Consider the following 15,737-nt stretch of genomic DNA (forward strand, 5'->3'; position numbering starts at 1 on the left):
CCGATATGCACGTCAAGGACAACACCTTTCTGATTACCGGTGCCGCCTCCGGGCTGGGGGCGGCCACCGCCGAGCGGCTGGTTGCCGCCGGCGGCCGGGTCGTGCTATGCGACCTGAGCGATACCGTAAAGGCCCATGCTGAGCGCCTGGGCGACGCCGCCCTGGCGGTGCGCGGCGACGTCACCTCGGGTGACGACATCCAGGCCGCGGTGGACGCCGCCGTCGAACTCAGCGACGGCCGCGGCCTTGCGGGCACTGGGCTTGCGGGAGTTGTGCACTGCGCCGGCGTGGTCAGCGTGGCCAAGCTGGTCGACCGCGAGGGCAACCCGGCCGACCTCGAGGCCTACGCCCGCACCATCAACATCAACCTGGTGGGCACCTTCAACGTGATGCGCCTGGCCGCGGCCGCCATGGCGAAGAATGCGCCGGGCGATGACGGCGAGCGCGGGGTGATCATCAACACCGCCTCCATCGCCGCCATGGACGGCCAGGTGGGGCAGTGCGCCTACAGCGCCTCCAAGGCCGGCGTGGTGGGCATGAGCCTGCCGGCGGCGCGGGAACTCTCGCGCCACGGCGTGCGGGTCATGGCCATCGCCCCCGGGGTCTTCGAGACCCCGATGATGAGCGAGATCCCCGACGAGGCGGCCCAGGCCCTGGCCGCCGCCGTGCCCTTCCCCAAGCGGCTCGGCAAGCCCGACGAGTTCGCCCGCCTGGCCGAGCAGATCATCACCAACCCCATGCTCAACGGCGAGGTGATCCGCCTCGACGGCGGGATTCGCATGCAGTAGAAGAGAAATCAAACGAGCGCTTGACTCTCGAGGCGGCGGCGGCTAATTTCAAACACATGTTTGAAAGCGGCCGCCGCCGCCTTCGCGTCCCTATGACTCGGTGCCCCTCGTGGCCCGGCCGTGGAACTGGAGAGATCGAGATGCCCGACTATCAGGCCCCCCTGCGCGATATCCGCTTCGTGATGGACGAGATGCTGGACTACCCGGCCCATTACGCCCGCCTGCCCGGCGGCGAGGAGGCCAGCCCCGACGTGGTGGCGGCGATCCTGGAGGAGGGCGCGCGCTTCGCCCGCGAGGTGCTGCTGCCGCTGAACCAGAGCGGCGATCGCGAGGGCTGCCTGCTGGAGGGCGGCGAGGTGAAGGCGCCGAAGGGCTTCAAGGAGGCCTACGCCCAGTACGTGGAGGGCGGCTGGCCGAGCCTCGCCGCCGACCCCGCCCACGGCGGCCAGGGCCTGCCGCACTCGCTTGCCATGGTGCTCAACGAGATGGTCTGCTCCACCAACCTGGCCTGGGGCATGTACCCGGGGCTCTCCCACGGTGCCGCCGACGCCCTGCGCCACCATGGCACCGAGGAGCAGCAGGCCACCTACCTGACCAAGCTGGTGGAGGGTACCTGGACCGGCACCATGTGCCTCACCGAGCCCCACTGCGGCACCGATCTCGGCCTGATCAAGACCCGCGCCTTGCCCACTGACGACGGCGCCTACGACATCACCGGCACCAAGATCTTCATCTCCGCCGGCGACCACGACCTGGCCGAGAACATCGTCCACCTGGTGCTGGCCAAGCTGCCCGACGCCCCCGAGGGCTCCAAGGGCATCTCGCTGTTCGTGGTGCCCAAGTATTTACCGAACGAGCACCTTCCCAATGAAGCGGGCGATCCAGGCGAGCGCAACGGCGTGGTGTGCGGGTCGCTCGAGCACAAGATGGGCATCCACGGCAATTCCACCTGCGTGATGAACTTCGACGCGGCGAAAGGCTACCTGGTGGGCGCGCCCAACAAGGGCCTGGCCTGCATGTTCACCATGATGAACGCCGCCCGCATCGGCGTCGGCATCCAGGGCCTCGGCCTCACCGAGGCGAGCTTCCAGAACGCCCTGGCCTATGCCCGCGACCGCTTGCAGATGCGCGCGCTCTCCGGCCCAAAGGCGCCGGAGAAGGCCGCCGACCCGATCATCGTCCATCCGGACGTGCGCCGCATGCTGCTGACCCAGAAGGCCTTTGCCGAGGGCGGTCGGATGCTGACCCTCTACACCGCCCAGATGATCGACATCGTCGAGCATGGCACCGATGCCGCCGAGAAGGAGCAGGCCGACACTCTGCTGGGCCTCCTGACCCCCATCGTCAAAGCGTTCCTCACCGAGGTGGGCTTCGAAGCCACCAATGAAGGTGTACAAGTCTTTGGGGGGCACGGCTTCATCCAGGAGTGGGGCATGGAGCAGCTGGTGCGCGACGCGCGCATCACCCGGCTCTACGAGGGCACCACCGGCATCCAGGCCCTCGACCTGCTGGGCCGCAAGGTGCTGATGAGCCAGGGCGAGAGCCTCAAGGTCTTCACGAAAGAGATCCACAAGTTCTGCCAGGCGGAGGAGGGCTCGAGCGAGCTGGCCGAGTTCGTCCGCCCGCTGGCCAAGCTCAACGCCGAGTGGGGCGAGCTGACCATGAGCATCGGCATGAAGGCCATGTCCGACCGCGAGGAGGTTGGCGCGGCCAGCGTCGACTACCTGATGTACTCGGGCTACGTGACCCTGGCCTACCTGTTTGCCCGCGCTGCCAAACAGGCCCGCCAGGCACTTTCCGAGGGCAGCGAGGAGGCCGCCTTCTACCGCGCCAAGCTCGACACCGCGCGCTTCTTCTATCAGCGCCTGGTGCCGCGCACCCGTGCCCACAAGGCCGCCATCGAATCCGGCGCTGAATCGCTCATGGCGACCAGTGCCGAGGACTTCGGCCTGGGCTTCGAGATCTGATTCACGACCTGGCACTCTCTCGATCCGTGGCGATCGGTGGCTTGGCGGCGAGGGCTTTCCTCGCCGCCTTTTTTCCTGGCCATGTCACCCTGGCCAGCAGCAAGACATCATTTCATGTCTGGCCGTGAGCAGGACGCGGTCGCATCGACGAGAATCGACTACACTGATTTGGACCCGTTATACGGGACCACTATTGCCTTTCGCGGCAGCCTGTACAGCTACATCAGTGATTCACCTCGCCTGAGGAGTGGATCGCTCGGCCAAGGGGCACAAGGAACGTGTGTAGCGTTACCCGTCACGCCGTTTTGCGAGAATGCCCGACATGACGACATCCAAGCGTTCGCCTTCCATGTCAGGACATGATGATGTCCCGGGAACCGTGGCTCCCCAAGGGCGAACCAGCATGACCACGGAAGCCGCGTCGGAACCCTTCCCCCCTGATCGAACCGTGCTGGCCTGCGTCGACACCTCCCTCGATGCTCCCCGGGTGCTGGTGCATGCCGATGCGATGGCGCGTGCATTTCGGATACCACTGACTCTACTGCGGGTGATCGGCCCGGCGCCGGAGGCCAACGGCCCGCCGGATCCGGTGGACTGGGCGATTCGTAGACATGAGGCGCGAAAGGTCCTGGAGCGGCTCGCCGTCAGTACATGGCTGTCGACGGTTCCCGATCTGGCCCTGCTTGAGGGCGTACCGGGCGACGAGATCTGCCGTGCGGCCATGTTGCAGGAGGCCGCCTTGGTGGTGATGGGAACGCATTGTCTCAGCGGGCACTCCAGCCTGAGTGCCAATGTGCGCGAGGTCCTGGAGCGCGGCGAGGGACGAGTGCTACTCGTGCCCCTGCCCGACTCGAGTAACGAAGCGCCGAATTACCAGCGCATCCTCATTCCGCTCGACGGTTCCTGCTGGTCGGAAAGCGTGCTGTCTACTGCTCAGCGTCTGGCCCATGCCACCGGCGCCGAACTGGTGCTGGTCCATGTCACCACACCACCGGATTCGACATCGGCGTTGCCGTTCGAGCCGGAAGACATCGACCTGCGGCAGCGTTTCGTGAAACGTGACCAATTCATTGCGCGCGATTACCTGCAGCGGATGGGCGACGAGCTCATCGATCAGGGCTTGAAGGTGCGAACGCTGGTGCTGCTTGCCGCCGACGCCCGCAGCGGTCTCGACGAGGTCATGCGTGACGACGCCTTCGATCTGGTAATGCTTTCTGCCTGGGGGCATGGCCGAACCCACATCAGCGATCTGCCCTATGGCAATGTCGTGGCCTACCTGGCGGGGCACAGCCCAGTTCCGGTTCTGGTGACATGGCCCACCCACCTGCAACAGAGCGCGAGCGATGGTGGATCGGGTTCCTCCCGCACGGTCGGTTCTGCATTCGAGTGGTAGGTGATGCAGCCCGATGCCACGCCGACAGGCCTGTCCATTGATACCATGGCTCGCAAGCTCGCCGGCCAGCACCACTGTGGCCCGGGGTCGCCTCGCTCCCTGGCCAGCCTGTCGGGGCTTCGCGCGATACGCGATTGGATACCGATGGCACTTGCAGCAGCGCGAGAGAGTAGCCCCGAACATCTCGCGGCAGCGGAGTGGATGCTCGATAACCATTACCATGCCCGTCGTGCCGTTCGCCAGGTTGGACAGGACATGCCCGGCAGTTTCTATCGCAGACTGCCGCCCCTTTTGCAGTCCTTGCCCGGAGTGGAAGCTGGAAAGCCGCGCATCTACGCCCTGGCACATGGCTTGCTCCAGGCCTCTCGCCTTCAGTTGTCGCTGTCACTGTGCGTTGACTTCCTGCAGGCTTACCAGGAAAAAACGCCTCTCAGCATCGCCGAACTTTGGGCCCTGCCGACGATGTTACGGCTGGCCTGTCTGGAGGTGCTGATCGGCGCCTTCGGTCGCCTGTTTCCCACGGCGTCTTCGCCACACGGAATCTCAGCCGTGGTGCCGGCGTTGGAGGTACTCGACGACACCGAGTGTATCGCGCGTGCACTGTCGGGCCTGATGGTCATCTCCACGCTGCAGTGGAAGGATGTGATTGATCGCACCAGCTTGATCGAGGCGATGCTGCGACGTGACCCGGCGGATGTCTACCCACGCATGGATTTCGAGACCCGCGATGCCTATCGCCGGGCAATCGAGACGCTGGCGTCGCATGGCGACATGTCCGAGTGGCAAACTGCCGAGGTTCTGGTGGCGAGATGCCGTGAGGTGCATGGCGACCCGTTGCGATCCCATGTGGGTTATTGGCTGGTCGACGAGGGGCGGGGCGAGTTCGAGGTGCAACTAGGGTTGCACCTTCCCCTCGGGCATGCCTGGCGACGGTGGCTGAAGCGGAGTGCCGGGCCGCTTTATGCGGCGAGTCTGGGCAGTGCGTCAGCGGGTGCCCTGGGGATCATCGCCCTCTATCTCTGGTGGGGCGGGGCGGGTGCATTGCAACTGGCCGCCGGTCTTGCGCTGGCCCTGGTTCCCGCCTCCCTGCTGGGCGTGGCACTCGTCAACGCCCTGGTGACACAATGGGTTCCTCCCCGCACCCTGCCCAAGCTCGATCTCCGTCATGCCATTGACGCCGATTGCGCCACGGTGATCGTCATGCCGGTGCTGCTGGACCATGCCGCGGACGTGCCGCGACTCGCCCAGCAGCTGGAGGGCCATCGATTGGCCAATCCGGATCCGATGCTCCAGTTCGCGCTGCTGAGCGACCTTGCCGACGCCGATACAGAGGTGACCCCGGGAGATGTGGCCATCGAGTCGGCTCTCGTTTCCGCGATCGAAGACCTCAATACTCGCCATGGCGGCGGTGACGGCCAGGGCGCCTTCCACTTGCTGCACCGCCCGCGGTGCTACAACCCTTCCGAAGCTTGCTGGATGGGATGGGAGCGCAAGCGCGGCAAGCTCGAGCAGTTCAATGCCTTCATCCTGCGCGGTGATCTGGGTCCCTACTCATTGACCGCCGGGGCTCCCGAGGCGTTGCGTGGCGTGCGTTTCGTGGTGACGGCCGATGCCGACACGCGGTTGCCGCCGGGGTCGGTGAAACGCCTTGTCGGTACGCTGGTACATCCCCTCAACACCGCCCGGTTCCATCCCGAAACCGGGCGGGTGGAGGCCGGATACACGATCCTGCAGCCGCGCGTGGAGATCACCCCGCTTGAGGCCATACGGTCGCGGTTTGCCCGTCTCTATGCAGGGGACGCCAGCATCGACATCTATTCACGGGCGGTCTCGGATGTCTATCAGGATCTCTTCGGTGTCGGCAGCTTTACCGGCAAGGGGATCTATGAGGTCGAGCCCTTCAGCCGCTCCCTGGAAGGCCGCATGCCCGAGAATCGGATCCTCAGCCATGATCTACTCGAGGGGCTCTATGGGCGCGTGGGATTGACCAGCGATATCGTCGTCTATGAGAGCTTTCCCGCCGACTATCTCGAGCATGCGGCGCGCTGGCATCGTTGGCTGCGAGGCGATTGGCAGTTGCTGCCCTGGCTCTGCCGGCAGGTGCCGGGGCCCGGTGGACAGTGGCTGCGTAATCGATTCTCGGCGCTGGACCGCTGGAAACTGCTGGACAACCTGCGTCGCAGTCTGGTGCCGATCAGCCTCGTGCTGTTGGCACTGGCTGGATGGTTCGTGCTGCCCGGGAGCCCTTGGGCCTGGACCACGCTGGCCGTGCTGCCGTTGGCGGCGCATCTGTTCACCGATCTGGTCATCGGCCTTGCCCGGGGCCGTCGTCGCGGTGCGGTACGTGGCACGCTGAGGCAATTGCGTGAACAGCTCGGGTGCTGGGCACTGATGGTGACCTTCCTGCTCAACGATGCCGTCATTGCTGGTGACGCCATGGGGCGTACCCTTTGGCGGCTGGCCTCCGGACGGCACCTGCTGGAATGGAGAACGGCGGCCCAGGTAGCCGCGCGCATGGGCAATGAGGACCTGCGCCACAGTACCTGGCGAGCGATGTGGCCGGCGACTGCCCTGGCCGCTTTCGCCACCCTCGGGATGGTGCTGGCTGCACCGGCAGCGCTTGCAGGGGCGGCGCCGTTACTCGCCTTGTGGGTGGCGGCACCCGAGATCGCGTGGCGCCTGGGGTGCAGGCGCCGGGCACCTGAAGACGTCCTGCCCGATGCGGAGCGAGCCTTTCTACGCCTCATCGCCCGGCGCACCTGGCTGTTCTTCGAAACCCACGTGCGCCCAGAGGATCACTGGTTACCGCCCGACAACTATCAGGAGGCGCCGCAGGCTGGTACCGTCCACCGTACCTCACCAACCAATATCGGGATGCTGATGCTCTCCTCGCTCACCGCCTGGCGGCTGGGACATGTGGGGCTGCCCGAACTGACCGAGCGTCTGGGCAACATGCTCGACAGCATGGACCGGCTGGAGCGGCACCGCGGTCACCTCCTCAATTGGAACGAGACACAGCGGTTGACCCCGCTGGAACCACGTTATGTCTCGACCGTCGACAGTGGCAATCTCGCCGTCAGCCTGATCACGCTGCAACAGGCCTGCCGCGACGCCCGGTGTGGACCGGCCTTTCTGACTGAGCAGTGGAATGGGCTGGATGACGCGCTTCAACTGCTCGCCGAGGCCCTCGGCGAGGACGACGACCCGGGCGGGAGCCTTGGTCGCTTTGTCACGCTGGTCAACGAGATGCGGGAGACAATGGTGCAGGGGTGTGACGACCCCGACGGATGGGCGGCACTGCTTGACGACTTTCGTGACCAACGGTTGCCGCAGTTCCAGGCCAGCCTGCGTGACCTGATAAGTCGTGAAGATTTCACGCCCCACGAAAGCCTGCGCGAGGTGCAGGTCTGGCTGGAGCGGACCCGCCACCACATCGCCGTCATGCATCGAGACCTGCAGTCGCTCATGGGTTGGCGCCTTCTTGTCGCAAGCCCGCCCGCCGAGTGCGCCGACCTGGCTCGCAGCCTGTCAGAGCAGCTTCCGGTGCACCTCCCGCTCGGCGAGGTGGCTCCGGCCATGGAGGAGGTTCGGCGAGGGTTGTCGCACCACGGGTATGCCTGCTCAGACCCGGTGGCGAGGCATTGGGTGGAGGCGCTCGATGCTGCGCTTTCGCGGTCGGCCACAGAGCACGCCAGGCTGGATCAGGCTCTCGATGATATGGCACAGCGCGCCCACGCCTGGGCACACGGAATGGACTTCGGCTTTCTCTATGATCCTTCCAGCCGGCTTTTCTTCATCGGGTACAACGTCAGCCGGGGGCGGATGGATGCCAACCACTATGACCTGCTGGCCAGTGAGGCGAGGTTGCCGAGTTACTTCGCGATCGCCAAGGGCGATGTACCCCTCGAGCACTGGTTTCATCTCGGTCGACCGGTCACCCGGCAGTCGAGAGGGCTGACGCTCGTGTCGTGGAGCGGCTCTATGTTCGAATACTTGATGCCGCGGCTGTTGATGCGCTCCTATCGCGATTCGTTGATGTACGAAAGCGAGCGCACGGCGGTCGATATTCAGCGCCAGCATGGCGAAGGCCTCGGCATCCCGTGGGGCATGTCGGAGTCCGGTTACGCTGAGCAGGACCCCGAGCAGCGCTACCGCTACCGCGCATTCGGCGTGCCGGAGTTGGGAGTGCGACGCGGGCTATCACTCGACCGGGTGGTGGCGCCTTATGCAACGCTGCTGGCGCTGCCGGTCCGCCCGCAGGCCGCCCTGGCCAATCTGCATGCGCTGGTGGCGTTGGGGGCCCTGGGTCGCTATGGCTTCTTCGAGGCAGTGGACTTCACGCCCGAGCGGGTGCCGGTGGGCGGCGGCTTCACGATGGTGCGGTCCTATATGTCGCATCATCACGGCATGAGCCTCGCGGCGCTCGGCAATGTGCTGTGCAATGACAGGCTGGTGACCTGGTTTCACAGCGACCCGCATGTGGCGACGATGGAACTGCTCCTGAGCGAGCGTGTGCCGTGGGAAGCCCCTCTCGAGCGGCCAAGCGATCAGGACGCGGCCGTCCCCGGTGATCGGCGCCAGGAGTCAGCTCCCGCCCTGCACCCTTGGGTGCCCAGGGCGTGGGGTGGCTTTGGTTGCCTTCATACCTTGAGCAACGGGCGTATGGCCAGCATGGTCACCAGTGCGGCTGGCGGCAGCCTCGGCTGGCATCGTCACCTGCTCACGCGGGCGCTGGGCGGCACTGGCGAGGCCGGTATCGATGGTCATGTGCTCTACCTGCAGGACCGTGATGACCGCTACCTCTGGAGCCTAGGCGACCACCCCTTTGAGACACGGGGCGGTGACCCCTGGCGGGTGGTGTTCCATCAGCATCAGGTCGAATTCCAGCACCGCGAACATGGTATCGCCGTCAGCATGACCGTCAGCGTGGCGCCCGGCGATGATCTGGAAATCCGTTACATCAACGTGGTGAACGAAACCGACCGACTACGGCAGCTTTCACTGACCAGTTGTGCGGAGGTAATTCTGGCGCCCTCCGCCGATCACGCTCGTCACCCCGCCTTCAGCCGGCTCTTCGTGGGCAGCTCTTATCTGCCCGATCTGCGGGCGCTGCTGTTCATCCGGCGTCCTCTCGATCCTGCCAAACGGTCGCCGGTGCTGTTGCATCGGTTGGTCTGCGACGCCTCTGAGGTGATCATCCTTGGCTTCGAGACCGATCGGCGCGCCTTGCTCGGCCGCCACGGTGATTCCCGTCGGCCGGCGGCACTGCGCGAGGGTGCGCTGGCGGGAGGGACCGGATGGATTCTCGACCCGGTGGTTGCGCTGCAGGCCGGCCTGACTCTCGGGCCGCACCAGAGCTGCAGCCTGGCCTTTGTCACCATCGCGGCCGACACCCGTGTGGCCGCCGAGGAAACCGCCCAGCGCTATACCACATTGACCACGCTCGACTGGGCCCTGCGCGCGACGGACGCCCAGGCGGCGCGTGATGCTCACCGGCGCGGCCTGACGCCCGGTGACCTGCCATCCATCCAGTCGCTCCTGTCGGCCTTGCTGTTGCCCGAGGATTCCGCCAGGGCGGCCATGCGAGGAAAGGGCGAGACCCTGCCCGGGCAGCACGACCTCTGGGCCCTGGGCATCTCGGGCGACAATCCGATTCTGGCAGTGCGCGTGGGTGAAGGGTATCGCTCGGCACTGCTGACCACCCTGCTGGCGGCGCATCGGCTATGGCGCGACGGCGGTATTCGGATTGATCTCGTGATCCTGCACAGCGGGCTGCCCGGCTATGTCGAGCCGGTGCGCGACCGGCTGATCGAGGCTTTCCGCGATGTCGGGTCGCAGGAACTCATGGGGCATCGGGGTGGGGTGCATTTGGTGTCGCAGGACCCGAGCAACCCGTGGCACGCGCAGGTGATCGAGGCGGTAGCGGCGCTCATCCTTGACGTCACCGGCGGCTCGCTGGAGCGCCAGTTGTATCGGCAGACGCCCATCGAGCGTCCGGTCTTCGAGCCGATGGGGGAGAGTGAGTGGCCGCCGTTGCCACCGCTGGCCGCGCCGCCTGAGCTGTTCCTGGCCAACGGTTTCGGCGGTTTCCGTCCCGACACCGGCGAGTATGTCATCACTTTCCAGGCGCAGGACCCGCCCCCGGCGCCCTGGGCCAACGTGCTAGCCAATGCGAACCTTGGCACCATCGTCACCGAGGCCGGCCTGGGCTGGAGTTGGGCCGAGAATAGCGGCGAGAATCGCCTGACACGCTGGCACAACGACCCGGTCTGCGACCCGCAGGCCGAAGCAATCTACCTGCGCGACGAGATCACCACGCAGATCTGGACCCCGACACCACTCCCTGCAGGCGGCGGCCCATGCCGGGTACGCCATGGTATCGGCTACACCGCATGGGAACGCAACGGCGAAGGGTTGGAGCAGGAAATTCTGGCCTTCGTCGCGGTCGATGAGCCGGTCAAGCTAGTCCGGCTGAGATTGCGCAACCCCGGCGGGCAGACGCGCCGGATCACGGCCACCTATTTTGCCGACTGGCTGTTGGGCGGGGTCGCCGGGCAGGCTGACCCGATGCTCGCGGCACGCTATGACCCCGAAACCCATGCGATCCTGGCGCGCAACACCCGCAATGCCGAGTTCGCCGACCGTGAGGCCTTCCTGACCAGCACACTCGCACCACACAGCCTGACGACATCGCGTTCGGAATTTCTGGGCCCCGGGGCTGACATGCGCCAACCTGACGCCCTGAAGCGCTGGGATCTGGGGGAGTGCTGGCACACCATCGGGGATTGCTGTGGTGCCCTTCAGGTGCATCTGGACATTCCTGCGGGCCAGACGGCCGAGGCGGTGTTCGTCCTTGGACAGGGCGTGACCACCGGAGCCGCCCGCGAGCTCGTCCTGCGCTGGCAGGATCCGGCGCGGAGCCTGGCCGAATTCGCTCGCCTGCAACGGGTCTGGGGAGACCGTCTGGGCACGGTCCAGGTCACGACGCCCGACCCGGCCTTCGATCTCATGGTCAATCGCTGGTTACCGTATCAGACACTGAGTGCTCGCCTGTTCGCCCGCGCGGGCTTCTACCAGGCGAGTGGTGCCTTCGGGTTCCGGGACCAGTTGCAGGATGTGTTGGCGCTGCTGCACTCAGCCCCGGATCTGGCCCGCCGCCACATCCTGCACGCCGCTGCACATCAGTTCGAGGAGGGCGATGTATTGCACTGGTGGCACCCGCCCCTGGGTCGGGGGGTGCGCACCCGCTTCTCCGATGACCTGCTGTGGCTGCCCCATGTCACCGCCGCCTATGTCTCCGCCATCGGCGATGCCGCAATCCTGTCGGAGGGTGTGCCCTTCCTGACCGGTCCGCCGCTGGGGGAGCAGGAGCATGACCACTACGCGCTTTTCGATGCCACAGCCGATTCCTGGCCACTGTTCGACCATTGCGAACGTGCGCTGGAGCGTGCGTATCGGCTGGGAGTCGACGGGTTGCCGCTGATCGGAACCGGTGACTGGAATGATGGCATGGACCGGGTCGGTGCCAAGGGTCGGGGGCAGAGCATCTGGTTGGCCTGGTTCATGATCTCCACCATCCGTGGCTTTCTGGATCTCTGTACCGAGGCGGGGCGCGAGGATCTGATGTCGCACTGGTGTGGACGGATGACGGCCTTGATCGAGTCGGTGGAAAAGGCCGGCTGGGATGGTGACTGGTATCTGCGTGCGCTGGACGATGATGGCCAGCCATGGGGTGCGGCATCGAATCAGGAGTGCAGGATCGACTCGATCGCACAGTCCTGGGCGGTGCTCTCTGCGGCCGCCGACCCCGAGCGGGCACGCGGCGCGATGCACCACGCCGCGCGGCAACTGATGCGCGACGACGATAATCTGGTGCGCCTGCTCACGCCACCCTTCGATACCACGCTTCGCGATCCGGGCTACATCAAGGCCTATCCACCCGGCATCCGCGAGAATGGGGGGCAGTACAGCCATGCCGCGGCCTGGTTCGGTATCGCCTTTGCCCAGCTGGGCGAGGGCGATCGCGCCAAGCAGGTCTTCGACCGGCTCAATCCCGCGCTGCACACGCGGACACGCGACGAGGTTCGACGCTACCTGACCGAACCCTACGCCGTCGCTGCCGATATCGCCGGAGTCGAGCCGCATTTGGGGCGCGGCGGCTGGACCTGGTACACCGGCGCTTCGGGCTGGAGCTGGAGGCTGGCGGTCGAACACATCCTGGGGTTGCGGCTCGTCTCGGGCAGGCTTGAAATTGCGCCGTGCCTGCCGGCGGCCTGGACCGGGTTCGAGGCACGTCTCGAGCGCCCCGGTGGTAGCCTGGTGATCCGTGTCGAGAAGCCCGAGGGGCTGAGCGAGGGAGTCGCCCGGCTCAGCATGGACGGCCGGCCTTGTTCGGGGAGGGCCATCGATTTTCCGGAAGACGTAAAGACCGTCGAGGTGCTGGTGCGGATTGTGCCCATGTCCGATGCCGAGGTTGGGTGATAGCGCGACACGGAGCGGTGAACGATACGAGCCGTGGCTCGTTGCTGGCGTGTTTCGCCTCCTATGCCAGAATGACGTATCGGGCTTCAGATGAGGAGGGGAACGTGCACGAACCATTCGATATGACCATGGCCATCGAGGCCTTTCGGAATCGGCTCGCCAGCGGCGAGAGCCAGCCTCTCGACTGGTGGCACGCCTGCCGAGAGCGCATCGAGGCCCGCGAGCCCGAGGTCCTGGCCTGGGAGGCGCTCGCGCCGAGCCCTTCCGTACCACCCGCTGCCGGGCTGCTGCAGGGCGTACCCGTAGGGCTCAAGGACATCATCGAGACCCGCAACCTGCCCACCGCCTGGGGCACCGGGGGCTACCTGAGCACGCCCGGCTCGCTGGTCGATGCCGCCCTGGTCACGCTGCTAGAGCAGCAGGGGGTGTTGATCATGGGCAAGACCGTCAGCACCGAACTCGCCTACTTCACCCCCGGGAAGACCCGCAACCCCCTTGACCCCATGCGGACGCCAGGTGGCTCCTCGAGCGGTTCGGCCGCGGCCGTGGCCGCCGGCATGGTGCCGCTCGCCTTCGGCACCCAGACCGCCGGCAGCATCATCCGCCCGGCGAGCTACTGCGGGGTGTTCGGCTTCAAGCCGACCTTCGATGCGGTGAGCCTCGCCGGGATCAAGTCCTTCGCACCGTCACTGGACACCCTGGGCTGGTTCGCCAACCATATCGAGGACATCTGCACGACCTTCTCGGCGCTGACTAGGGCACCGGCCATCGAGGCCCTGCCGAGTCTCGAGGGCGTACGCGTCGGGGTGAGGAGCCTGCCCAGCGACGAGGCGCTTGCCCCCGAGGTGCGCCAGGCGCTGGACGAGGTGGCGGGGCGGCTGGAGCGGGCCGGCGCCGAGGTGGTGCCGCTGCCGCTGGATGGCCGCTTCGACGGGCTGGTCGAGGAGCAGAAGGTGGTGATGGCCTACGAGGCCGCCCGGACGCTGGCCAGCGAGTATCGCCAGTTCGCCGACCGCATGGGGCCGAAGCTGGTCGAGCTGCTGGAGGCGGGCCGCGCGCTGCCCTTCGTGCGCTACCGCGAGGCGCGCGCCCAGGCGGCGGCGCTGCAGCCGGTGCTGTCGCGGGCCTTCGCCGAGCAGGTGGACGTGATCCTCGCCGCCAGCGCCCAGGGGGTGGCCCCGAAGGGGCTCGATGCCACCGGCGACCCGCTCTACTGCCGCGCCTGGACGCTGCTCGGCGTGCCCTGCCTCAACCTGCCGCTGTGCCGGGGCGATGGCGGGATGCCGCTGGGCGTGCAGCTGGTCGGCGACCGCTTCGGCGACGAGCGGCTGCTTGCCATCGCAAGGACCCTGATGCAGACCACGCCCTGAGGCGGACCGCAAGCGGCGATTCGGGCTCCGAGGTGGGAAGGTCGGGCCGGTCGGGTGGCTAGCGTCTATCGCCTGGGAACGATAGGTGGCTAGGCTCCCGGCGCTGCAATGATAAGCTGGCAGGCGGGGCGCAGCCTTCAGCCGCTATTCTTTCCCAGGGCGCTGTGTCTCCGCGTTATTCAGGAGCTAATGCCCATGCGAGTCTTCGCCAATCCGGTCGGTCCCGGGTCACTGTGGTTCGACAACCTGGCCACTGCCACGGGTACGCCGCTTGCCTATGATCCGCAGGCCAGGGCCTTCATCACCATGCCGCCTTTCTGCGCCAATCGCGACGTTATCGGATGCAACTGGATCGCCCCCCAGCAGGGGGCCTTCTGCCGCTCCTGTACGATGACGGCGCTCGCCCCGGATCCCTCCCTTCCCTATGCCATCCCCCTCTGGTCCAAGACCGAGGCCGCCAAGCGCTGGGTGATCGATACTCTGGGGCGCTGGAACTGGTTCCGGCCGGAGGATCCCGGGGCCCCCCCGGTGTTCTACATGCTGGCCGAAGGGCCGACACCCGTTGCCATGGGGCATGCCGGTGGCGTGGTCACCATCAGCGTGGCGGAGGCAGACCCGGTGCTGAGCACGACCCGTCGCGAGGCCCTGGAAGAGCCTTACCGGACCATGATCGGCCACATGCGCCATGAGATCTCGCATATGCTCTGGTGGCGACTCAGCCTGCGCGACGACTTCCTCGACGCCTTCCGGTCCGCGTTCGGCGATGAGCGTGAGGATTACGCCGAGGCCCTGCAGCGGCACTACCGACAGGGCCCGCCGGCGGGATGGCGCTCGAGCTTCGTCAGCACCTATGCCTCGGCTCACCCCCATGAGGACTGGGCCGAGACCGCCGCCCACCTGCTGCATCTCACGGATATCGCCGACAGCTTCGTTGCCGCCGGCTTGTCATCTCCCGACCTGCCGTATCCCGGGTGGGACCCCTACATGGAATCGGATGCCGACCGCTTGATCCGCGTGGCGACCCATCAGGTCATGGCGGTCAACCACATCAATCGCTCGATGGGGCTGCCGGATCTCTATCCCTTCATGCTTTCCGACATCACGCGCCGCAAGCTGGTCTTCATGCACGACTGGCTGCGGCGAGGCGCCCAGGGCCTCTGAGCGCGTCATCAACTCTCATCGCCGACAGCGAGCCGTTCGCTGTCGGCCATCCATTCGAGGAACCCGCATGTCCCGACCCACTCGCCTGCAGGACCTGATCCGGGTTCTGCGCCACCATCAGGGCCCGATCGGTGGGCCCGATCGGTGGGCCCGATCGGTGGGCCCGACCTGGCCGCGGCGCTGGGCGTCACCCTGCGCCACCTCTACCAGGACATCGCGGTGCTGCGCGCGGTGGGGGTCGAGGTGGTCAACGAACCGGGCCGCGGCTATGTGCTGCCGCCGGACGTCCGGCTGCCGCCGGCGGCGCTGGCCGATCCTGCCCAGGAAACGCCGACGGACGGAAGCTTCACCGAGCCTGCCCGGCCGGCCGAACGCGGCCCGGCTGACGGCAGCCCCGCCGAACTCGTCTTCTACACCCATCCGCTCTCCCGGGGCGGCATCGTTCACTAGATGCTGGAAGAACTCGGTGCCACCTATCGCATGGCGCCGCTGGAGTATGGCGCCGCCATGAAGACGCCGGAGTAAGTGGCTATTCAAAATTAATCGCGTTATCAGATCCGTAGCTGCCGAGTAGGCG

7 protein-coding genes are annotated in these 15,737 nt (G+C 66.4%); all 7 read left to right on the forward strand.

Annotated features, from left to right (window positions below):
* The first annotated feature begins 5 nt into the window (after window positions 1-5).
* The 7 genes from IBX53_RS10475 (at window position 6) to IBX53_RS10505 (ending at window position 15,610) form a co-directional block, all read left to right on the forward strand.
* The gene (locus IBX53_RS10475) at window positions 6-788 is read left to right on the forward strand and encodes an SDR family NAD(P)-dependent oxidoreductase (RefSeq protein WP_290908909.1); all 783 of its coding nucleotides are present in this window, start codon (window positions 6-8) and stop codon (window positions 786-788) included.
* Window positions 789-928: 140 nt separating this feature from the next.
* Window positions 929-2,755, forward strand: a complete 1,827-nt coding sequence (locus IBX53_RS10480) for an acyl-CoA dehydrogenase C-terminal domain-containing protein (protein ID WP_290908897.1) — start codon at window positions 929-931, stop codon at window positions 2,753-2,755.
* Window positions 2,756-3,158: 403 nt separating this feature from the next.
* Window positions 3,159-4,148, forward strand: coding sequence for a universal stress protein (locus tag IBX53_RS10485; protein WP_290908899.1), 990 nt, complete (start codon window positions 3,159-3,161; stop codon window positions 4,146-4,148).
* A gap of 201 nt (window positions 4,149-4,349) precedes the next feature.
* Window positions 4,350-12,629 carry a glucoamylase family protein gene (locus IBX53_RS10490; protein ID WP_290908901.1) on the forward strand — a complete coding sequence of 2,760 codons (8,280 nt, stop codon included), beginning with the start codon at window positions 4,350-4,352 and terminating at the stop codon, window positions 12,627-12,629.
* A 104-nt stretch (window positions 12,630-12,733) separates the two neighbouring features.
* Window positions 12,734-13,999 (forward strand): amidase, encoded by a 1,266-nt coding sequence (locus IBX53_RS10495; RefSeq protein ID WP_290908903.1) that lies wholly within the window; start codon window positions 12,734-12,736, stop codon window positions 13,997-13,999.
* A 195-nt stretch (window positions 14,000-14,194) separates the two neighbouring features.
* Window positions 14,195-15,160 (forward strand): putative zinc-binding metallopeptidase, encoded by a 966-nt coding sequence (locus IBX53_RS10500; RefSeq protein WP_290908905.1) that lies wholly within the window; start codon window positions 14,195-14,197, stop codon window positions 15,158-15,160.
* Between the two features lie 144 nt (window positions 15,161-15,304).
* Window positions 15,305-15,610, forward strand: a complete 306-nt coding sequence (locus IBX53_RS10505) for a helix-turn-helix domain-containing protein (RefSeq protein ID WP_290908907.1) — start codon at window positions 15,305-15,307, stop codon at window positions 15,608-15,610.
* The last annotated feature ends 127 nt before the right edge of the window (window positions 15,611-15,737 follow it).

Source organism: Halomonas sp. (genome assembly GCF_014859505.1).
Lineage (GTDB): Bacteria > Pseudomonadota > Gammaproteobacteria > Pseudomonadales > Halomonadaceae > Halomonas.